At 54.2% G+C, this 21,311-nt stretch carries 22 protein-coding genes; 15 read left to right on the top strand and 7 right to left on the bottom strand.

Annotated features, from left to right (window positions below):
- Nucleotides 1-7 precede the first annotated feature (7 nt).
- The 6 genes from IPM58_10500 to dapB are packed head-to-tail and all read left to right on the top strand — an operon-like array spanning nt 8 to nt 5,877.
- The gene (locus tag IPM58_10500; GenBank protein ID MBK9307494.1) at nt 8-1,225 is read left to right on the top strand and encodes an argininosuccinate synthase; all 1,218 of its coding nucleotides are present in this window, start codon (nt 8-10) and stop codon (nt 1,223-1,225) included.
- Nucleotides 1,222-2,631, top strand: a complete 1,410-nt coding sequence (gene argH, locus IPM58_10495; GenBank protein ID MBK9307493.1) for an argininosuccinate lyase — start codon at nt 1,222-1,224, stop codon at nt 2,629-2,631. Before IPM58_10500 ends, argH begins: the two co-directional genes overlap by 4 nt.
- An 8-nt stretch (nt 2,632-2,639) precedes the next feature.
- Nucleotides 2,640-2,855, top strand: a complete 216-nt coding sequence (locus IPM58_10490; GenBank protein ID MBK9307492.1) for a hypothetical protein — start codon at nt 2,640-2,642, stop codon at nt 2,853-2,855.
- Nucleotides 2,856-2,900: 45 nt separating this feature from the next.
- Entirely contained in the window at nt 2,901-4,172 is a 1,272-nt protein-coding gene (gene lysA, locus IPM58_10485) for a diaminopimelate decarboxylase (GenBank protein ID MBK9307491.1), read from the top strand.
- Nucleotides 4,173-4,174: 2 nt separating this feature from the next.
- On the top strand, nt 4,175-5,047 hold the full coding sequence (locus IPM58_10480; GenBank protein ID MBK9307490.1) for a 4-hydroxy-tetrahydrodipicolinate synthase: 873 nt from the start codon (nt 4,175-4,177) through the stop codon (nt 5,045-5,047).
- Between the two features lie 26 nt (nt 5,048-5,073).
- Nucleotides 5,074-5,877: a 4-hydroxy-tetrahydrodipicolinate reductase gene (dapB, locus tag IPM58_10475; GenBank protein ID MBK9307489.1), complete on the top strand. Its 804-nt coding sequence runs from the start codon at nt 5,074-5,076 to the stop codon at nt 5,875-5,877.
- A 341-nt stretch (nt 5,878-6,218) separates the two neighbouring features.
- On the opposite strand, the gene IPM58_10470 is transcribed toward dapB, so the two are convergent.
- Nucleotides 6,219-6,371 (bottom strand): hypothetical protein, encoded by a 153-nt coding sequence (locus tag IPM58_10470; protein ID MBK9307488.1) that lies wholly within the window; start codon nt 6,369-6,371, stop codon nt 6,219-6,221.
- 201 nt (nt 6,372-6,572) lie between these two features.
- On the opposite strand from IPM58_10470, the gene IPM58_10465 reads away from it, so the two are divergent.
- The gene (locus IPM58_10465) at nt 6,573-6,848 is read left to right on the top strand and encodes a hypothetical protein (protein ID MBK9307487.1); all 276 of its coding nucleotides are present in this window, start codon (nt 6,573-6,575) and stop codon (nt 6,846-6,848) included.
- A gap of 70 nt (nt 6,849-6,918) precedes the next feature.
- Here the strand turns inward: IPM58_10465 and IPM58_10460 are convergent, their stop codons facing one another.
- Entirely contained in the window at nt 6,919-7,230 is a 312-nt protein-coding gene (locus tag IPM58_10460) for a hypothetical protein (GenBank protein MBK9307486.1), read from the bottom strand.
- 177 nt (nt 7,231-7,407) lie between these two features.
- On the opposite strand from IPM58_10460, the gene fsa reads away from it, so the two are divergent.
- The gene (fsa, locus tag IPM58_10455; GenBank protein ID MBK9307485.1) at nt 7,408-8,055 is read left to right on the top strand and encodes a fructose-6-phosphate aldolase; all 648 of its coding nucleotides are present in this window, start codon (nt 7,408-7,410) and stop codon (nt 8,053-8,055) included.
- A 149-nt stretch (nt 8,056-8,204) separates the two neighbouring features.
- On the opposite strand, the gene IPM58_10450 is transcribed toward fsa, so the two are convergent.
- Nucleotides 8,205-8,891, bottom strand: coding sequence for a uracil-DNA glycosylase (locus IPM58_10450; protein MBK9307484.1), 687 nt, complete (start codon nt 8,889-8,891; stop codon nt 8,205-8,207).
- 122 nt (nt 8,892-9,013) lie between these two features.
- Here IPM58_10450 and IPM58_10445 point away from each other — a divergent pair, with 122 nt between their 5' ends.
- The 6 genes from IPM58_10445 (at nt 9,014) to IPM58_10420 (ending at nt 16,507) form a co-directional block, all read left to right on the top strand.
- Nucleotides 9,014-10,063, top strand: coding sequence for a lytic transglycosylase domain-containing protein (locus IPM58_10445; GenBank protein MBK9307483.1), 1,050 nt, complete (start codon nt 9,014-9,016; stop codon nt 10,061-10,063).
- A gap of 11 nt (nt 10,064-10,074) precedes the next feature.
- Nucleotides 10,075-11,412, top strand: a complete 1,338-nt coding sequence (locus tag IPM58_10440) for a glycerate kinase (protein ID MBK9307482.1) — start codon at nt 10,075-10,077, stop codon at nt 11,410-11,412.
- Between the two features lie 15 nt (nt 11,413-11,427).
- Nucleotides 11,428-14,064, top strand: a complete 2,637-nt coding sequence (locus tag IPM58_10435) for a hypothetical protein (protein MBK9307481.1) — start codon at nt 11,428-11,430, stop codon at nt 14,062-14,064.
- Nucleotides 14,065-14,206: 142 nt separating this feature from the next.
- Nucleotides 14,207-15,553: a DNA recombination protein RmuC gene (gene rmuC, locus IPM58_10430; protein ID MBK9307480.1), complete on the top strand. Its 1,347-nt coding sequence runs from the start codon at nt 14,207-14,209 to the stop codon at nt 15,551-15,553.
- A 10-nt stretch (nt 15,554-15,563) separates the two neighbouring features.
- Nucleotides 15,564-15,998, top strand: coding sequence for a hypothetical protein (locus tag IPM58_10425; GenBank protein MBK9307479.1), 435 nt, complete (start codon nt 15,564-15,566; stop codon nt 15,996-15,998).
- Nucleotides 15,999-16,060: 62 nt separating this feature from the next.
- The gene (locus tag IPM58_10420) at nt 16,061-16,507 is read left to right on the top strand and encodes a PilZ domain-containing protein (protein ID MBK9307478.1); all 447 of its coding nucleotides are present in this window, start codon (nt 16,061-16,063) and stop codon (nt 16,505-16,507) included.
- Between the two features lie 11 nt (nt 16,508-16,518).
- On the opposite strand, the gene IPM58_10415 is transcribed toward IPM58_10420, so the two are convergent.
- From IPM58_10415 to IPM58_10400, 4 genes are all read right to left on the bottom strand, one after another.
- On the bottom strand, nt 16,519-17,382 hold the full coding sequence (locus tag IPM58_10415) for a pantoate--beta-alanine ligase (protein MBK9307477.1): 864 nt from the start codon (nt 17,380-17,382) through the stop codon (nt 16,519-16,521).
- Nucleotides 17,379-17,933 carry a 2-amino-4-hydroxy-6-hydroxymethyldihydropteridine diphosphokinase gene (folK, locus tag IPM58_10410; GenBank protein MBK9307476.1) on the bottom strand — a complete coding sequence of 185 codons (555 nt, stop codon included), beginning with the start codon at nt 17,931-17,933 and terminating at the stop codon, nt 17,379-17,381. The genes IPM58_10415 and folK overlap by 4 nt, the downstream gene beginning before the upstream one ends.
- 87 nt (nt 17,934-18,020) lie before the next feature.
- On the bottom strand, nt 18,021-19,181 hold the full coding sequence (locus tag IPM58_10405; GenBank protein MBK9307475.1) for an LL-diaminopimelate aminotransferase: 1,161 nt from the start codon (nt 19,179-19,181) through the stop codon (nt 18,021-18,023).
- 166 nt (nt 19,182-19,347) lie between these two features.
- Nucleotides 19,348-20,031, bottom strand: a complete 684-nt coding sequence (locus IPM58_10400) for a type 1 glutamine amidotransferase (GenBank protein MBK9307474.1) — start codon at nt 20,029-20,031, stop codon at nt 19,348-19,350.
- 383 nt (nt 20,032-20,414) lie between these two features.
- On the opposite strand from IPM58_10400, the gene IPM58_10395 reads away from it, so the two are divergent.
- Nucleotides 20,415-21,293, top strand: coding sequence for a hypothetical protein (locus IPM58_10395; GenBank protein ID MBK9307473.1), 879 nt, complete (start codon nt 20,415-20,417; stop codon nt 21,291-21,293).
- Nucleotides 21,294-21,311 lie beyond the last annotated feature (18 nt).

Raw genomic sequence — 21,311 nt, 5'->3', positions numbered from 1 at the left:
TTCCGACATGAAACCAAAACCCATCAAGAAAATCGTGCTCGCGTATTCCGGCGGACTGGATACCTCCGTCATTCTGAAGTGGCTGCAAGAGACGTATCACGCCGAGATCATCGCATTTTGCGCTGATCTTGGGCAAGGAGAGGATCTGAAGGCCGTCAAAACTAAGGCTCAATCCCTCGGTGTCAAGAAGGTCTACGTCGAAGATCTTCGAGAGACCTTCGTCAAAGACTATGTCTTTCCGATGCTGCGTGGCAATGCGATGTATGAAGGCTGCTACTTATTGGGGACCTCGATTGCTCGCCCCTTGATCGCCCGCCGACAAGCCGAGATTGCGCTGAAAGAAGGAGCGGAGGCGGTTTCGCACGGAGCAACGGGAAAAGGCAATGATCAAGTTCGTTTCGAACTTACGTATATGGCACTCGCGCCACACCTGAAGATCATTGCCCCATGGCGAGAATGGACCATGCGTTCGCGGCAGGAACTGATCGCGTATGCCGAACGTCATGAGATTCCTGTGACCGCAACCAAAGCCAAGCCTTACAGCACCGATCCGAATCTGTTTCACATCAGCTATGAGGGCGGCATTCTTGAGGATCCGTGGGAATCCCCGCCCGATGAAATATTCCAACTGACCGTTTCTCCTGAGAAGGCACCGGATAAAGCGCGTGAAGTCGAGATCGAATATCAAGGAGGCAATCCCATCGCGGTCGATGGGAAGAAGATGAGCCCCGCGACACTACTCGCCCATCTCAACAGACTAGGCGGTGCGCACGGCATCGGGCGGGTCGACCTGGTAGAAAACCGTTATGTCGGAATGAAATCGCGAGGGGTGTATGAAACACCGGGAGGGACCATTTTGCATGTCGCCCATCGGGGGCTTGAATCCTTGACTATGGATCGTGAGGTCCTCCACTTCCGGGATAGCTTGATTCCTCGGTTTGCCGATCTGATTTATAACGGCTATTGGTTCAGCCCAGAGCGCGAAATGATACAAGCGGCGATCGATCAGGCCCAGAAAGACGTGAACGGCACGGCGCGTGTAAAGCTCTACAAGGGGAGTTGCACATTGGCGGGCCGTAAGTCGAACCAGTCGCTCTATCGACTCGATATCGCGACCTTCGAGAAAGACGATGTCTACAACCAGAAAGATGCGGAAGGCTTTATCCGCTTGAACGCATTGCGCCTCAAGATCCGTGCCCAAAGAAAGAAGGCATCGCGTCGATGACCAAGGGTAGGCGCCGTCCGAATGCTGCTGGGGGGGGTAAGGCTTGGGATGGTCGTTTCCGTGAAAAGACCAATCAATTGGTGGAAGCCTTCACCAGATCGGTGACGGTCGACGTTCGGCTCTATGCTGATGACATTGCTGGAAGCATTGCCCATTGCAAAACGCTCGAGAAGGCGCGCGTGCTTTCAGCCTCAGAGACACGTAAGATCATCCGTGGCCTGGAATCGGTGAAACGAGAGCTGGATCGTGGACAATTTTCCTTCCTGCCTCACGATGAAGACATTCATATGGCAATCGAACGGCGATTGACTGAGGTCATCGGCCCATTAGGCGGAAAACTGCACACAGGGCGTAGTCGAAACGATCAAGTTGCATTGGACATTCGGCTGTACTTGCGCAGGCAGCTGGAGCAGCTGCATGAGCAACTGATCAATCTGCAGCGAACGCTGGTGATGAAAGCCGGCGCGAACCGCGACATCATCATGCCGGGGTATACTCACCTTCAACGAGCACAACCAGTGCTGTTCGCCCACCATTTGTTGGCCTACGTGGAAATGTTCGAGCGTGACAAAGGTCGACTGCGTGACGCGAAAGGTCGACTTAATGTCATGCCGCTGGGTTCAGGCGCCTTGGCCGGAACAAACTACCCGGTGAATCGACAGTACACCGCGACTTTATTGAATTTCCCTACTGTGACCGCAAACAGCATGGACGCGGTCTCTGACCGAGACTTCATGATCGAAGCGGCCTCGGCCCTTTCCATTGTGATGATGCATCTTTCACGACTCAGTGAAGAGTTGATCGTATGGGCCTCGCAGGAATTTCAGTTCATTGACCTCCCTGACGCCTTCTGTACCGGTAGCAGTATGATGCCGCAGAAAAAGAACCCGGATGTCCCGGAACTCGTTCGAGGCAAGACTGGACGTGTCTATGGCCACTTGGTCAGTTTGCTGACAATGCTGAAAGCCCTGCCGTTGAGTTATAATCGAGACTTGCAGGAAGACAAGCCGGCGTTGTTTGATGCCCTCGATACGGTACAATCCTCTGTCGAAATCATGACCGCGCTGATGCGCCGGCTCAACGTCAACCGAGAGGTACTCGATCGGGCACTGCAGGGAGGCGGTCTGCTCGCGACGGAACTAGCGGACTACTTGGTTCTGCGTGGCATCCCTTTTCGTGAGGCCCATGGCATCACAGGGCGCATCGTCCGCACCGCCCTGGATCAGGGACGTGAGGTAGCTGAGTTGTCGTTGGAGGAGATGCAGGGATTCTGTGACCGCATAGACAAGCGCGTGTTCGCTCGACTGACCGCTGCAGCGGCGATCGATCATAAGGGACAGATCGGTGGAACAGCCAAAGCCCGAGTCGAACAACGGATCAAGGAGCTTGAACAACTCTTATCATGAGGACTCTCGTGATTATTGTCTCGGCTGGCCTGACGCTCTCTTGCGGGACGGTGGGATCTCCGGTAGCTCCAGAGTATGTGGGTGTTGCGGTGAGCATTGAGAAGCAAAAGCGGCAGCAGACTCTCGAAGCAGAACGAGAAACGGGAGAACCAATAGGATTGGGCCCATCTTTAGAGGAGCACGACCTTGATCTGCCATCTTCACATCCGGTCGGAACCCGATGAACGTAACGTGTTTAATCGATTTACTTCTTCTTGAGGAACGGCACCATGCATAGTTTCCAATACCACCACGGCGAGTTGTACTGCGAGCAGGTGCCAGTCAGCAGAATCGCCAAAGAACTTGGCACCCCCTGCTACATCTATAGCCATGAGACGCTGATCCGCCATTTCCATTCGTACGACAGCGCGTTCAAGAACATTCCTCATCTCATCGCTTTTGCTATGAAGGCGAACTCCAATCTTGCGATCCTTCGACTCATGGCCAGAGAAGGCAGCGGTGTGGATATTGTATCTGGAGGAGAGTTGTACCGAGCGTTGAAGGCCGGTGTCCCCGCTTCCAAAATCGTGTTCGCTGGTGTCGGCAAGGCCCCCAGTGAAATTCGTGATGCACTGAACGCCGACATCCTAATGTTTAACGCCGAATCGTCGGCCGAGCTGCATGCGATCAATCAAGTCGCCGCCGAAGTTGGTAAAAAGGCTCGCGTCGCGCTTCGGATCAACCCGGACATTGACCCCAAAACGCATCCTTACATTTCGACTGGTCTCAAAAAGAGCAAGTTCGGAATCGCGGCCGATCGAGCGGTGGAAGACTTTGTTCTCGCCGCTTCGATGAGCCATATCGACGTCGTAGGCGTCCATGCCCATATCGGATCTCAGCTTACCGATGTGACTCCCTTTACAGCCGCCCTGAAGAAAGTCGTGTCCCTCATCGAGAGCTTACAAGAAAGAGGCCTGAACATCCGTTACCTCAATATCGGAGGCGGACTCGGCATCACCTATTCGGATGAAAAGCCACCGTTACCACAAGATTTGTCCAACGCAGTCTTACCGCTCGTACAGGGTTTGAAGATAACCCTCGTCATGGAGCCTGGGCGCGTGATTGTCGGAAATGCCGGTATCCTCGTCACAAAGGCTCTGTACCTGAAGGAGGGAGAGACGAAGAGTTTTGTCATCGTCGATGCCGCCATGAATGATCTCATTCGGCCAAGTCTCTACGAGGCCTACCACGACGTTCGCCCCGTGAACGAGGAAGCTGGTCAACGGCCTAAACAAACCGTCGACATCGTAGGCCCAGTCTGTGAGTCGGGGGATTTTCTGGCCAAAGATCGATCCCTCCCGGTTGTTAAGGCCGGGGAGTTGCTGGCTGTCATGAGCGCTGGGGCCTATGGCTTTGTCATGGCATCAAATTATAATTCCCGGCCTCGGGTCCCGGAGGTGTTGGTACGAGATGGGGAGTTCCACGTTATTCGTGAGCGAGAGCGGTACGAAGACCTTATACATGGCGAGCATATTCCTTCGTTCCTGAGCACTATGGAGTAACTATGTTTGCTGGATCTCTTGTTGCCATTGTTACCCCGTTCAGAAAAGGAAAAGTCGATGAGCAGGCGTTAGCCGAGCTGATTGAATGGCAGATTGCCAAGGGCACTAGCGGCATTGTCCCCTGCGGGACAACGGGTGAATCCGCCACACTTTCTCACGACGAACACAACCGGGTCATAGAGCTGACGGTTGAAGTCGTCCGCCGCAGGGTGCCGGTCATCGCGGGAACTGGTTCAAACAGCACCGACGAGGCGATCGCTCTCACGCGACATGCGAAGCAAGCGGGAGTCGATGGAGCTTTACTGATTACCCCCTATTACAATAAGCCCACCCAGGAAGGTCTGTATCTCCATTACAAGGCCGTAGCGGAAGCAGTTGACTTACCGCTAGTCCTGTACAATATTCCTGGTCGAACCGGCGTGAACATGCTCCCGGTAACGATTGCTCGGCTTTCTGCGATTCAGACGATTATCGGAGTCAAAGAGGGAAGCGGGTCTGTCCAACAGGCCTCAGATATTGTACAGATGTGCGGTGACCGTCTTACAGTCCTAGCTGGGGATGATTCTCTCACCTTGCCAATGATGGCAGTTGGAGGGAAAGGCGTGATTACCGTAACAGCCAACATCCTGCCTGCCGAAATGGCGGATCTAGTTAAAGCCTTTGTAGAAGGAAAGATTGGGGAAGCTCGCCGTCTTCATTTCAAGCTATCCCCGATTTTTGCGGCGCTGTTCTATGAAACCAATCCCATCCCAGTTAAGGAAGCATTGGGACTTATGGGAAAAATCGATCCAGAATTGCGATTACCGCTCTGTCCTATGGGACAAGACACACGCGACAAACTGATTGGCGTCCTAAAGGAAGCGGCGCTAATATGACCTCATGTACTAGGGTATAGAACACCATGACCAAGACCATTGTTGCAGGAGCAGCCGGACGAATGGGATGCCGTTTGGTTTCGCTGATCAAGGATTCCCCCACGCTGATGCTGGCTGGAGCCTTGGAGACTACCGGCCATGTGTCCTTAGGGAAGGACGCGGGAGCATTGGCCGGATCAGGGCAGGCAAGCGTTTCAATCACCGATAACCTTTCGTCGTTGATGGAACAGGGGGAGGTCCTGATCGACTTCTCTGCACCAGAACCCACACTGGAACATATGCGAACAGCCGTTCGCCATCAACGGGCGATCGTGGTGGGAACAACCGGATTTTCGCCTGTTCAGTTGGAGGAGCTCAAATCGTTGGCCCACCAAATTCCATGTGTGTTTTCTCCAAATATGAGTGTTGGGATTAACTTGATCTGTAAGGTCATTGGAGAAATGGCTCGCACTCTTGGGGAGGATTACGATATCGAGGTGATCGAAGCCCACCACCGGTTGAAGAAGGATGCACCGAGCGGCACAGCTCTTCACATAGCCGAAGTTGTTGCTCGCTCTGTCAACCGCGACTTAAGCCAGGTTGGTATCTTCGCTCGTAAAGGAATAATCGGGGAGCGGGTCAAAGGAGAGATTGGTATCCAAACCATTCGAGCCGGCGATATCGTCGGCGACCACACCATTCTGTTCGGCGGTATGGGAGAGCGGATCGAAGTGACCCACCGTGCAAGTAGCCGTGATACCTTTGCACGAGGGGCCATCCGTGCTGCGGAGTGGGTCGTCCACCAACCACCAGGCTTGTACGATATGATAGATGTCCTTAATTTACGCTAGCTATTGGCAGGATCTAACCGTGTTCCACGGCCGAGTGTCCCGCCCTACCCTCTGTTAGTGCCTACCAGACTTCTGCCTTAGAGCGAATTGTCCGCCATAACTACACTCCTACGGTGCCCGCACCCGTCTCGAGAAAAAGATACCCCTGGCTCTGTGGGGATTGATGTATCGGTTCGACCGTGACCACGGCTTACGACGGTGAGAAGAGCCGTAATGGACACAGGGAATGAACAAAAGCTAGTAATGGAGTCAGCATCAGGACAAAAATTCCTGCAAGCCAGCCCACACCACTCTAGCTTTGATCGGCAGATATAAGATTTGGAATCCCGCAGGGAAGGGATTTAGTGTCGAGCTGTAATTGGCCGAGGCTCTTGATCAGCTGCCTTCCGACGGCCACAGTTCAAACAGGCAAACACCGTAATCGCCAATCCTGCATCCAAATCCACTGCCCGTTCAGGCAGCATCGCTCCATGGCATTTATCACATGTCTTCATAGTCTTCACTCTAGCAGCCCAAGGATCTGAATCCAATCCTCCTGAAGTACTGTATGGCACTATCAAAAGTCCCAATCGTCCCCACCAGCATGGGTCGTTTGTACACGTCTTGTAGCAACAACTCAAGATGAAATTTTGGCGTCGAACTTGACAGTCTTAGACCTCTCCCATAGGATTGTGGTCCGTTTGGGGAGTTCCACTATGTATAGAGTGTTCCTCATCATCTTTCTGCTGATCGCCCTCTACTTCCTGCTGAGACACATGTTTCGTGGTGTCACTGGCCTCACTAGAGACAATCGGAGTATTTCATCTGGCAGTGCCGAACGGGACAAAGAACAGGATCAAATGATTGAGGATCCTGTCTGTCATACATTCGTGCCCAGACGGATTGCTGTGGTCGAGGAAATGGGAGGACGGACCTATTGTTTCTGTAGTAAAGAGTGTGCGGTGACGTTTCGGAGCCAGCACCCCGTGTAGAAAATCGCTAGGGGAGCGTAGGGAAATCGAAGGGCTTGAACAAGTCTTCCTTTTAGCTCATTCTCTTCTGCTAGCAACCAGAATAGGAGTAATCAGACATTTTGTCATCTTTACCGAACTGCACTGTGATTTGACATTGATTCGGGGTGAAGTTAAAAAACGGCGGTCCAGCTTTTCCTCCTGCGATGCGATAGTACGTCCATGTTTCACCGCCAAAAAAACGGGACGCCTTGCCGTCCGGAGAACCCCAGTTTTTCTCGAACCATCCCTTCTCCTTTCCCTGAAGCTCGGCTGGCTTGAGCGAGGCTTCTAGATAGGGATTATTCCCAGCGCAGGCTGATAGTAGTAGGCTAAAGAACAGCAGCCAAAGGGGACGCCACATTTAATTTCTCCGTTACAAGGTTAAAGGTTAATGGACTCAAACCGTAAAAATCTTATATCCGGCTTGATCCCCTGTCAAACCCTTCGTCAATATATTGCAGTGTTGTTGTGTTCTTCATAAAATAACCGATAATGGGATATATAAGTAGAACCTCTTCTTCAGACGAAAGGGTCAACGATGAAAATTTATTTGGATACAGCGAACGTAAAGGAAATTCAAGAAGCCGCAGGCCTCGGATTGCTCGACGGTGTGACAACGAACCCTTCCCTTGTGGTCAAGGAAGGCCGCAGCTTCAGGGAAATGCTCCAAGAAGTCTGCAAGATCGTCGATGGTCCTATCAGCGCTGAGGTCGTGAGTGTGGAAGCGGACGCGATGGTGAAGGAGGGGAAGGAGCTCGCCAAGATCCACAAGAACATTGTGGTCAAATGCCCTCTCATTCCAGAAGGCCTCAAGGCGACGAAGCGATTGGCTTCAGAAGGAATCAAGGTGAACGTGACCCTCTGTTTTTCCCCTACTCAGGCACTGCTGGCGGCTAAAGCCGGAGCCTGGTGCGTCTCACCCTTTATCGGACGGCTCGACGACATCAGCTCAAGCGGGATGGAACTCATTCGGCAGATCCTGACGATTTACAAGAACTATGACTACAAGACGTTGGTCTTGGTCGCAAGTGTCCGCCATCCACAGCACGTGGTCGAGGCGGCGTTAGCAGGTGGTCACATCTGCACGATGCCTTACAGTGTGTTCCAGGCGTTCTTTAAGCACCCGTTGACCGATGCAGGCTTGAAAAAGTTCCTCGAAGACTGGAAGACGAAGGGGCAACAGTAGAGCCAGGGCAAGCCTATCACTCAACGAAGTTGGATTAGGAGAAACGGAACGAAAAGCCACCGTATCGGAAATGCATGAGGAGTTGGCTCCTACTCCTCTACATCTGAACGACAGAACCCATACAGGTTCAGGCTACGAGTCTCCCTCGTTTAATGACCTTCGAGCGCTTTTCTAGCCTTCCGAAACACTTCGTGGAACATCGAGCGAGTTAATTTCCCTGTAAACGTGTTCTGCTGGCTGGGATGATAGGAACCCAGCAGCGTCACCCCCCAAGGTAGCCGATAAGATACGCCATGTCCGAATTTCGGCATCGGCGCAGGAATCGCATGCCCTTGTGTCCGACAGGCCTTCAGATAATGATCAAAGCCAATCTTCCCTAGGGTAATCACCACACGATGATTCTTTAGAAGGCGAATCTCTTCATGCAAGAATCGGCTGCACCGGTCAAATTCGTCGGGTAAAGGCTTATTACCTGGCGGCGCGCAACGCACCGCTGCACCGATATAGCAGTCCGTCAATGCTAACCCATCACCTTGGTGCGTCGAAGAAGCTTGATTGGCAAATCCATATCGATGCAAAGCCTCGTAGAGCCAGTCACCACTCCGATCACCGGTGAACACCCGCCCCGTCCGGTTTCCGCCATGTGCCGCAGGTGCTAACCCAAGTATGTAGAGCGCTGCTTTCGGATCACCGAAACCAGGGACGGGACGGCCCCAATACGTCCAGTCTCGATATTGCTTCCGCTTCTCTTTGGCGATGGTCTCTCGGTAGTGGACCAAGCGAGGACAGGCCGTGCAGTCACTGATAGTTCCGTTCAAGAGTTTCAAAGTTCTCATACGGGTCGCAGTGTACCATGAACGAGAACCCTATTCTTCTTGCTGGCATGTGGGCCAGCTGGTAGCATAACCACGCATTTACCATAGAACTCCCTTTCGAAAGTAACAGAGGAGCGTGCAAGATGGTGATCTGCGGGACTCAAGTCATGTCTTCTGTGATCGGAGCCATTTTCATCACCCTCGTAATACACGTGTCGGCTCTCGCCACATCCACCACAAAAGAGACGAAAGGTCACAAATCTGAAGCGGACAATGAGTTGCTGATACTGGACCCGTTGGACCCGCAATCCGACTCGGATGACCGTCTGATTATTCTTCCTGAAATCAAGCGAGAAGGAGAGCGATTCTTCCTCAGTTCCTTTAAGCTCCCCGACAAAATTACTTTCGCAGGACTCCCGGTTCCCTTGGACAACTGGCAAGTGCGGGAGAGGATTGAATACGAATTCTACCAATTCCTAGAGGATCAAGGCGAAAGCATTATCCTCGCCAAACGTACCGGACGTTGTTTTCCCCCTGCTGAGAGACAGTTGGCTGATGCCGGATTGCCCGATGATCTCAAGTACATGTTGTTGGTCGAGAGCAAATGCATCTCAGCGGCCTATTCCAAGGCCAAAGCCTCAGGCCCCTGGCAGTTTATTCCCTCCACCGGCCGTCGCTATCGGCTCAAGAGCGACGCTGTTCGCGACGAGCGTCGAAATTTGGAAATGTCGACCGAGGCAGCCGTGAAATACCTCACGTATCTCAAGCAGTACCAGAACAACGATTGGTTCCTCGCCATGGCGTCGTATAACGCCGGCGAAGAGCGGGTTCGAAAGTTACTCAAGGCGCAGAAGATTGATGACTATTGGAAGATGCACGGACCGCGAGAAACCATGCGCTATGTCCCACGGATCATTGCTGCGAAAGAAATTTATTCTCAGCCGGAGAAATATCTTGGACTGACCAAGAAGGACCTCTATATGCCGCTCGAAACGGAAACCATCACGGTGAACGTGAAGGAATCTCAGCGTGCACTGACGTCCATCGCAGAGGAATTCGGCACCTATCTTCTCGAGCTTAAAATGTTGAATCCTGAATTCAAGAAGGATATGCTCCCCCGAGGCAACTATCAGATTCGCGTACCCCGTCAAACCTGTCCGAGTCGTTGTTTTAAGCAAGAGAAGACGCCATAGCCGTCACACTCATGAAGCTCCGCCTCCCCTCCTCCTCTGCTCGGTCGTTCCTTCGCCAATTAATCATCGCGGGACTGGATGCAGCCGATCCCTATCGTGCACTGCTCAAATCCGTCTCGCTGCAGGGACAGTCATTGCGCGTTGGCCGAAGAATCTATGATCTTTCACGCACCGACCGAGTGATCGCCGTCGGCGCAGGAAAGGCTTCAGCCAGGATGGCACAAGCATTAGAGAAGGTGCTCGGCAAAAGGGTGGCAGATGGACTAGTCATCGTGAAGACCGGGCATACACTCCCGACCAAGCGGATTGCCATTCGTGAAGCCAGCCATCCGATTCCTGATCGATCCGGAGTTCATGCGACTCAACAGCTCCTGCGCCTGGTCAAAGACCTCGGCCCTCGGGACCTCCTCTTCGTACTATTGTCCGGGGGAGCGTCAAGTTTATTGCCAGCCCCAGTACCTAGCGTCACCTTGACTGATAAACAACGTACCACGCGACTCCTGCTCCGAAGCGGGGCGACGATCAACGAGATCAACGTCGTCAGGAAACATCTTTCGATGATTAAAGGCGGCGGACTCGCAACATCCACTCATGCGAGAATTGTCACGCTCATTCTTTCAGATGTGATCGGCGATGATCTGGGCTCCATCGGCTCCGGACCCACCGTTGTCGACCTCTCCACGTTTGCCGACGCAGTAACCGTGTTGAAGCGTTACAGAATTTGGAGAGCCGTGCCTACTGCAGTCCGGCACTATTTGGAGCGTGGTCAGAAGGGGATCGTGCCTGAGACCCTCAAACCCGGTTCGCGACGAGTGCGTTCGGTGCACCATCAGATCATCGGAACCAATCGATTCATGCTGGATGCTGTCTCGCGTACCGCTGGCAGCCTGAGCCTTCGTACCATCCTGTTTTCGACTCCAATCTTAGGGGAAGCGCGTTTAGCTGCAAGACAATTGACCTCCATTGCAAGAGCAAATGCCGACGGGCACTCGATGGTAAAGCGCCCTTGCTGCGTGGTGGCGGGAGGTGAGACGACCGTGACGGTCACAGGGAAGGGAAACGGCGGACGTGCTCAGGAATTCGCTGCCGCCGCTGCATGTGAGATTGCAGGTCTTCCACATACCTGGGTTGTCGCGCTCGGCAGTGACGGAACCGACGGGCCTACCGACGCCGCAGGCGCGATTGTTAACGGAGAGACCGTCGCGCGAGCCAAGAGACTCAACATCAACCTCCGTTCTGCCGTGAATCGGCATGATACCTACCCCGCCCTAAAAACGCTCGGATGTCACATTTATACGGGCCCAACCGGAACAAACGTAAACGACCTTTACCTCCTGCTCCTTCTCTAGTTACTATCGACGCTCATGGCGCCTCCGCTTATCCTTCCACTATCTCAGTGTATCGATGTGAGCCTCGCCGGAGGAAAAGCCGTCGGTCTAGCACGGCTTATTGTGGCTGGATTCTCCGTTCCTCCGGGACTGTGTATCACGACAGATGCCTACGGGCAGGCGTTACTGACAGCAGGGATCCAAGATTTCGACCTATGGCCCGCGATTTACCGACTACCTGTGACTGAACGGCACTCAACCTTAAGCCGCTATCGGAATCAGATCAAAGGGATCAATATTTCCCAACTGGCCAGTCAATGGCTGGCCGCGCTCGAAGCATTGAGCCGACCTCCAGATGTGCGGTGGGCTGTTCGTTCTTCCGCCACGAACGAGGATGCGACCCACGCCAGCTTCGCTGGTCTCTACCGCACCCACCTTGGCATGGCCCTGCCGGAGATCGAGGGGGCCATTAAGGACCTCTGGACTTCCCTATGGGAAGAACGTGTTGTTGACTACATGGCTCGACAGAATCCCCACGCACCTCCAAGAATGGCCGTACTCATTCAACCGATGGTCGACGCCCAAACTGCTGGAGTGGGGTACTCTATCCATCCCGTGACTGGCCGAAGGAATCAGGTGATGATTAATGCGATCCCTGGGCTTGCCGCACCATTGGTCGACGGCACGATTACTCCGGATCAGTACGTCGTGAAAGTCTCCGACAATGGGCAACCGATCGCCGTTCATACACGCGTCCAGACCCAGAAGTCCCAACGGCTCTCGGTTTCGCCTGATGGGTTACGGACCGATCTGCTCGAGGGAGACAGCAAACACCGGTCATCACTGACAGACTCTCAACTGTTTGCCCTCGCAATGACCGCCAAACGAATCGAACTGGCCTTGGGGCAACCCACAGATTTTGAGTGGGCCTATGACGCAGAACAACTCTGGCTGGTCCAGGCCAGACCAATTACAAACGTCCGTCCCTCATCGACCCTCTCCAACGATGACTGTGAATGGTCGCGAACCAATTTCAAGGAGACGTTGCCGGAACTACCAAGCCCATTGAGTCTTTCGTTCCTGGAGCGGTTCATGGACCGTTACATCCTGGCTCACTATCGGAGATTGGGATGCCGTATCCCGGATGGACTTTCGTCCGTCCGCATTCTGAAGGGGCGGCCCTATCTGAACGTGACCCTTTTCCATCTGCTGGTGGCTCAACTCGGTGGAGACCCATCACTGAACGCCGAACAGATGGGAGGCGAACCGCTGGTAAACGCACCTCCGGTTCAGCCACTCGGCAGCGCAGCCTCTGTGCGGGCTGGATGGTTGATATGGCAGGAGATGCGGCGGGTTGAGCGTGCTGGTCCACGCCTGTTTCTCGAAATGAAGGAATTGGCTGCAGCTTATAGTCAAGCTCGCGTGCGGCATTTTCCATTTGATGAACTGGTCCTAAAGTTGGACTCGCTGGGTCCTTGGCTCGAGGGCCGAGAGGTCACGTTTGGAATTGCTGCAGGGGTCGGTCAGTGTTTAGAAATGTTCAACCGCACCCTTCCTCACTGGCTGGGCCACGATTGGCGAGAACTGTTGAACGCCGCACTGCAAGGACAGGGAACCGTCATCAGCGCCCAGCAGATCCTCCGCCTCGCTGAGATCGCCGACATCGCACGAGAAGAGCCGACCGCAAGGTCATTTCTCACAGCAGAATCATGGGAACCCTCCACATTTCGCTCCGTGCTTAACAACACACAATTCTTTCGAGCCTTCCAGGCCTATATGGATGACTATGGTCACCGAGGAATCGGCGAATCCGATGTCATGTCGCCGCGGTTGGCAGACAATCCTGAAACCATCTTGATGGTTCTCCGCCGCCAACTCCTCTCGGCTTCTCCTTCGCATCAGGCAGTTCTTGCGCGTCAAGAAAAGATGAGAGTCGCCGCGCTCGAGCAAATCAAGGAACGAATGGGTTGGCGTGTCGAGCGACGGCTGATTTTCTTCTGGTGCTATCGAAGGCTCAGCCGCTTCTTCGCACTACGAGAAGCGAATCGACACCATTTGATGTATTACTCAACCGCCATCCGCACTCTTTTGATGCGTCTCGGTGAGCTCTTGGTCGCACAGAGTCGACTGGATCAACGCGAGGACATCTTTTTCCTTTCGATCGACGAGCGAAACGATCTCCTCACCGGGAACACCAGCGACTGGAGAGCTATCGTCCGGGAACGCCGCCTGGAACGAGAGCATCATGCAGCGATCCCCGTCCCCGATACCGTTCAGGACTGGGAATCCGTGAACGACCAGATGCAATTATCCATTCAGACTGATAGCCCAAGCCAGCTCACCGGTATGCCAATCAGTACTGGATCCGTGATTGGTCCTGTACGGATGATCCGATCGGTCATGGATTGGAGCAAGGTGACGCCGGGTGACATCCTGGTAGTGCCGGTGATCGATCCAGGGCTAGCGCCGCTCTTTGGAATTGCTGGAGGGCTGATCGCAGAGATGGGCGGCACGTTGTCACATGGAGCCATCATCGCTCGCGAATATGGGTTACCGGCCATCGCCAACGTGCAAGGGGCCATGACACAACTTGCTGACGGGCTACAAGTCACGCTTGACACGAAGGCGGGGACCATTCGTATCGGGCCATCTCCATCACCAACGTGTGGGTAGAGCTATTTGATCTGGGTCTTCTGCTCCTTGACCTTTCTCAATACCTTGCGTACTGTGACTGAAAATGTAGTTATGACACCCTACATATAGGAGTTCTTTGTTTCCTCAATTGTTTGAGTCTCTCCCACACCTAACCGAGGGAATCCCCTTAGCGATAGGTTTTGGGGTTGGGATTTTTCTCGGTGGTTTAGTCGTAGGGCTTTGGGTCACGGGACGCTTGCGTTCTCAGGCCCAGCGCGCCGAGGCAACCGCCGACGAACTCAGAAAGCAATTGGAGCTAGAGCGGACCGCAGCCCTCTTGCTTCGCGAAGAATTATCCCAAGCGCAACAGGCCCGAATCCTGGCTGAAACTCGAATGGACGTGTCGGCACGACAGCTCGCGGAACAGAAGGTCTTGCTCAACCAGTCTCGCACGGAACTCGTCGGGACGTTCCAAGCCCTCTCCGGCGAGGCCTTAAAACAAAATAACGAAGCCTTCCTGAAGCTTGCCGCTGTGACATTCGAAAGTCTTCATGTCAAGGCTGATGGAGACCTAATTCAACGCCAACAGGCCATTGATGCGCTGGTCCGTCCTCTCCACGACACGTTGCAACGTTATGATGAGCAACTTCGTCTTCTGGAACAGTCACGACAGTCAGCGTACGGGGGGTTGGATCAACATCTGAAATCATTGGCTGAGTCTCAGCAGCGGTTGCAGCAAGAAACCGGGAACCTGGTCAAAGCCCTACGAGCGCCGACCGTCCGAGGACAATGGGGAGAGTTGACGCTAAGACGAGTCGCCGAACTTGCCGGGATGGTGCAACACTGCGATTTCATGGAACAACCGTCCGTCACCGTTGAGGACGCACGGTTTCGACCTGATATGGTCGTTCAACTGCCAGGCGGGCGTCAAATTATCGTAGATGCGAAAACCGTGCTCTCCGCTTATCTGGACGCCCACGAAGCACAGAATGATGTCCAACAAGCTGAGGCATTGCGTCGCCATGCCGCCCAGGTGAAAAGTCGTATGGACGAACTCTCATTGAAAGCCTACTGGACGCAATTCGATCATTCCCCTGAGTTCGTCGTCCTGTTTCTTCCCGGCGAACAATACCTCGGGGCCGCATTAGACCAGAATCCTCAGCTCATTGAAGAGGGGTTTGCGAACGGCATCGTGTTGGCGACTCCGGCAACATTAGTGGCGCTGCTGCGTGCCGTGGCCTACGGATGGCGACAAGAACGATTGACTGCCCACGCGGAGGAAGCAGGTCGGTTGGGCAAAGAACTGTTCGAACGGATGGCCGTGCTGGCGGGACATATGAACGATGTCGGGCAAGCCCTGGGGAAAAGCGTGTCGGCCTATAACCGCGCGGTGAGCTCCCTGGAGACACGTATTCTCCCGGCTGCGCGGCGTTTCAAAGAATTGGGAGTATCCTCTGATCGCGAGATTGTCACGCTTGAACCGACCGAGGTCGTACCCCAGAAAACATTGTCGTTTGAAAGTGACTGAAGGAGTGCCCATGACGAACGAACAAACCATGGTTGAAGCCTTTCATAACAAATTCGACATTCTGGTGCGGACCGTTCCGACCGACCTGAACGATGACACGAAGCACCTTCGTGTCCGTCTCATCCAGGAAGAGTTCGACGAATTGACGGAGGCCATGGCCACTGAAAATCTTGCTGCAGTCGCGAAGGAACTGGCGGACCTGCTCTACGTGACCTATGGGACGGCGGTGTCCTATGGGATCGATATGGAGCCGGTATTTCAGGAAGTCCATCGGTCGAATCTGAGTAAGGTAGGTGGATACAAGCGAGCAGATGGGAAATGGGTGAAACCTCCAACCTACTCGCCCGCCGATATCAACCCCATCTTGGAAGCACAACGAGAGCACCTCTTGACTCCGGCGCTATCAACACACGACACCGCGACAGGTTCCTCCGAGAGCACATGAAAGATCCACACTGTCCAACTTGCGGAACCCCCTTCGTTCGACGGATCCATGATGAGGGCACCATGGAGCGGATCTTCAATCGCTTCAGGATCTTTCCGTTTCGTTGTCAGCTCTGTACCACACGCTTCCGGGTCTTCAGAAGCCTCCCCACTTCCCCCTCCTCGGCCACAGACCGCCGGGAGTATAGGCGACTGTCCGTGTCGTTCCGCGCCAACCTCCTCACAGGAAACGCCGCCCAAACGGCCAATCGTGTGACGGACATATCGATGGGGGGGTGTACGCTCGAGACCGCCGCAACATTGCCTCAGGGAACGTTCGTCGAATTGGTCATCAAGCCAGCTTCTGATGAAGAGCCGATCAAAATTGAAACGGCCATGGTGTGCTCGTCGAGGCCAGGATCAGTGGGGCTCAGCTTCCTTGAAATGGTGACAGCCGATAAGAACCGCCTCAGCCAGGTCATTCTCAGCCTGCTGGTGGGACAAAACCTACACCAGAATTTCTTTTCTTAGTCTTGCCTTGTCTATTCCAAGCGCCGTCTTGGAGCCGTCACCAGTAGATTATCAATCAGTCGAACAGGCCCAAGACGTACCGCTCCAAGCAAGACAACTCTCGAAGTCACGGCAGAAATTGGTTCTAGCGTACGAGGATCACAAACCGCCAGATAGTCGACCGCCATGCTCGGCTCGGCCTTGATGACTCGACGCATCGCCGTCTGTATTGCCTTTCCGGCACGAACACCTTTTCGGATTACGTCAGCTCCCGCCTGCAAGCCTCTGTACAGGATTATGGCGCGCACTCGGTCATCAGGCGACAGATAGACATTGCGCGAACTCATCGCCAACCCATCATTTTCCCGGACTGTCGGTTGCACGACGATAGTCACACCAAGGTTGAGATCCTCGACCAGCTGTCGAACCAGCGCCGATTGCTGAAAATCTTTCTGCCCAAAGTGTGAGATGTGAGGGCGGACAATCCCGAAGAGTTTGGTCACGATAGTGGCAACCCCGGAAAAGTGATGAGGGCGCACTTCTCCTTCCCATCGACGCGCAATCGTAGGCAACGTGACGATCGTCTGAAAGGCTTCAGGGTACATGCCCGCTGGAGTCGGTTCAAAACACACATCCACCCCTTCCTGCCTGCAAAGGGCTCGATCGCGCGAAATGGGGCGTGGGTACTGGGTGAGGTCTTCACGCGGGCCGAACTGCGTGGGATTGACGAAGATACTGACAGCAAGGGCGTCGCATTGCATACGAGCCGCTCGAATCAGTGCGCGATGTCCATCGTGCAAGGCCCCCATCGTGGGCACCAGCCCAATCCGTACACCTTCCCGCCGAAGCCCCTCAGCCCAGGCAGTCATGGCATGCGGTGAACGGATGATCTTCATGTGCGCGGTGGTGAACTGCACGTGGGACGAGACCCGTATTTTGTGGACGGCTGAGGAAAGAGGAGCTGCACGCGGGCTTGGTCTTTTACCTGTTCCAATAATCGTGAAACCGACTGCTGGAGTACGGGATGGACCCAGCGCGGATCCAATTCATTCAGCGGCATGAGGACGAATCGTCGGTCATGGAGGCGAGGGTGTGGGACAGTCAACCCTGGCTCCTTGATGACACGCTCACCGTAAAAAAGAATGTCGAGATCGATTGTCCGGGGCCCAGAACGGTTATCCTCATCTCGTCCGAGCGATCGCTCAATCTCTTGGAGTATCACAAGGAGGCTTTGGGGTGTGATATCAGTTTCAATCTGCACCACCCCGTTGAGAAACCAGCCCTCCCCGGGATCGGTTTTACCTCGAACCGGCTCCGTTTCATACAAGAGCGATACTCCCGTCAGCCGTGAATGGGGCAGCAAACTGAGTAGGGTCACGGCCCGATCACAACAATCAACTCGATCGCCGACGTTGGACCCAAACCCAATGAAGACCGTCTCCGCCATGCACGTACCTCGCCAAACGTTATGCGTGAATCGTCGAGACGAAAGGGCCTTTTACGAATAACGCTTCACGCTTCACGAACGACTTGGTCAAAACCCCACCCTCTTGATCCGTTCCACCGCTTCCGCGAGCCGCTCTTTGGTTGTACAGACCGTCATGCGAACATAGCCTTCGCCCGGTGCACCGAAGCCGTTGCCTGGTGTCGTCACAATGCCGGACTTTTCCAGCAAATGCGCAGTGAAGGACGTCGAGGTATATCCCTTCGGCACAGCTACCCAGATATAGAATGCAGCGGGAGGTGCATCGACTTCTAACCCCAGCTTTTTGAGCCCAGGGACGATCGTGTCACGACGCTCCTGATAAATCTTTCGGATGCCGTCGGTCACAGAATCGTCTAGCTCGAGGGCGGTGATGCCGGCCTCCTGTATCGCTTCAAACACTCCGGAGTCCAACTGACTTTTCACCTTGCCGAGAGCGGCCAAAACCGCCTTGTTCCCGACGACAAATCCGATACGCCAACCCGTCATGTTGTAGGTCTTCGAGAGGGAATGAAATTCCACGCCGACGTCTTTGGCGCCTTCCACTTCCATGAAACTCACCGGTCGTTTGCCGTCGTAATAGATCTCCGAGTACGCCGCGTCGTGACAAATGATAATGTGATTTTCCTGCGCAAACTCGATGGCGCGCCTGAAGTAATCTTTCGTCATGATCACCGACGTGGGATTGTTCGGCGAATTGAGCCACATCAGCTTGGCCTTTTGGGCCACCTCCTTCGGAATCGCACTCAAATCCGGGAGAAAACCATTGGCTTTGGTTAACGGCATGAGATGGGCGGCACCACCTGAAAAACTGGTTCCGACGGGATAGACGGGATAGCCTGGGCTGGGCACCAGCACCAGATCTCCTGGATCGACAAACGCCAGATGGACATGCCCGATCCCTTCCTTGGAGCCGATCAGCGTCAGGACCTCATCGGCTGGATCGAGCGTCACATTGAACCGTCGCTTGTACCATCCTGCCACGGCTTTCCTAAACGACAACATGCCTTCATACGAGGGATATTGATGATGCGTGGGGTCTTGAGCCGCCTTTGCCAAGCTGTCGATGATGGGCTTCGGCGTCGGCAAATCGGGATCGCCAATCCCAAGATTGATGATATCAACCCCTCGGGCAATGGCCTCCTGCTTCATCTTGTCGATCGCTGCAAAGAGGTAGGGGGGTAAGGTCTTGATACGGGTCGCGACTTCAATCGGAAAACCGGCCATGGTGGATCAAACTCCTTTCATATAATGTCCTCATCTCGTCGTGACAAAGTCATTGCATCCACAAGTCAGGGAATCGACCGTGGATGATAGGCATGAGGACGCTCGAACGTGTAAAGAGGGAAACAAGACTACTTCATGACTAGCTAGGGAATCAATCTGCAGGTCTCAGAAGGTGATGGATCAGCCGATCGGCCATGATATGCGACTGGCGAAGGTGAGGCATGGCCGCCGACTTTACATGGGCAGCAGTAAGACCCGCTTTGATCAAATCCGTCCCACATTCTCCGCACAGCGAATCGATGCCACTCTCTTCCATTTCTAGATGAAAGAGGAGGCCATAGGCATGCTTGCCATACCGGAATGCCTGGAGCGGCGCAACCTCAGATTCCACCAAAGCCACACAACCTTGAGGCAGGTCGAACACTTCTCCGTGCCATTCAAAGACAGAGAAGGTATCGGGGCCTGTTCCGAACACCGGATCTCCTTTTCCTGCACTCGTGAGACAAACCGCAGTCATGCCGATTTCCAATGCCCTGCCCGGCCGTACCTTCGCACCGAGGGCGTTCGCCATCAACTGACTGCCCAGACAGACTCCGATCACGGGTTTCCCCGCCAGCAGCGCCGATCTGATGAATGCGGTTTCTTCAGTGATCCATGTATCTGAATCGTTGACTGACATCGGTCCACCCATCACGATGAGAAGATCACCAGCGTCTTTGGGTAGGCCGTCCTGCGGGACCAGATAGCGTTCTAAAGAGACACCGCGTTCGGCGAGCGCCGAACGAAAACCACCTGGGCCTTCAAAGGGAACGTGTTGGAGACAAACCGCGCGCATAGTATTTCCTTAACACCCACCCTCTTTCGCTTCCCACCTCACCCCTCGAACACAATTGTTTTCCAGTCACACTCGTTGCCCATTCTCCGAGAACCCTCAGCGGATATCTTCTCTACCATAGCCGACGACAGGCCCCGAAGAAAAGAGCAGCAGATCTTTACTGTAGTGCCATACAGTTGGCTATGGACTACATGGCATGACATCGTACATATGCACGCCTCTCGCACCGATCGCTTTGTCTCGATTGAACGCAACCATGATCGCCTCTGGTTGTTGACCCCTGACCAAGCAGATAGGTGCCGACAAGCCCTCTCCGGCTGATCCTGACCATCTTTTGCGCCGACTCCCCTTTAGCCCATTGGCGAATCTGCCGATGAAAGCATATGGCCGTCTCCGTCGTTGAGCACAATGCAGTCGTGGAACAGCCTATAGGCTCTCAAGATCGGACGCCATCCCTATCCTCGATTTCTCCGGAATGCGACACGTCCTATTCGATTCGGCAGCGGCTGGCTTCCCAGTATCACGCATTCTGGTTTCGCCTAGGTCAGGGGGTCGCCTGGTCGCGCGGGATCTATCGTGAACGCTCATCCGGACAGTTGGATCAACTCAGCGGAGTTGTCCGTGAGCGGATCGAACGGCTTCAACAGCGATTTGGCGTTCGGTTCGAAGCGTCTGCGCGACAACTGACGGCCCTGAAACAGTACGATTACCTCGATATTCTGGAACAGGCCTGGTCAGGAATGCGACTTCCCCATTTGAGAGGCGGAGTCGTTCAGGATATCGGCTCCAGTAATTTTTGGTACGCACCCGTCCTGCACACCTTCTTCCGTCCCGCTGAGTTATTGGGAATCGAGGTCGAAGGCCACCGGATCTACTTGAACGGGTATAGTCGCCTCGACTATGCACACGGGTATATCCACTCGCTGCCTAACACGGAGTTCATCGTCGGTGACTATGCCTATTACGACCGTCCGGCGGACATCGTGACGGCCTGGTATCCCTTCGTGACGCCTGACCCTGTGTTGGCCTGGCGATTACCACTCTCCCTCTTTACACCGCACACCTTATTTGCACGGATCGCTCGTAATCTGCAGCCCCACGGTCGATTCGTCATGATTAATCAGGGTCGAAACGAGGCGACTCTCGCGGCCTCACTCTGCAGAAAGGTCGGACTCACTCGGCAGGGTGCCTGTGAGATCACCACCCCACTCCGACCTCGCCGCCCCCCTGTACTGTCGGTTTGGGGGCATACGCAGAGGTAGCAGCTCGTCCACACGTAG

This window comes from Nitrospira sp., from assembly GCA_016715825.1.
Classification (GTDB): domain Bacteria; phylum Nitrospirota; class Nitrospiria; order Nitrospirales; family Nitrospiraceae; genus Nitrospira_D.
The sequence above is the reverse complement of the archived record's forward strand: the minus strand, read 5'-3'. Positions and strand labels throughout refer to the sequence as shown.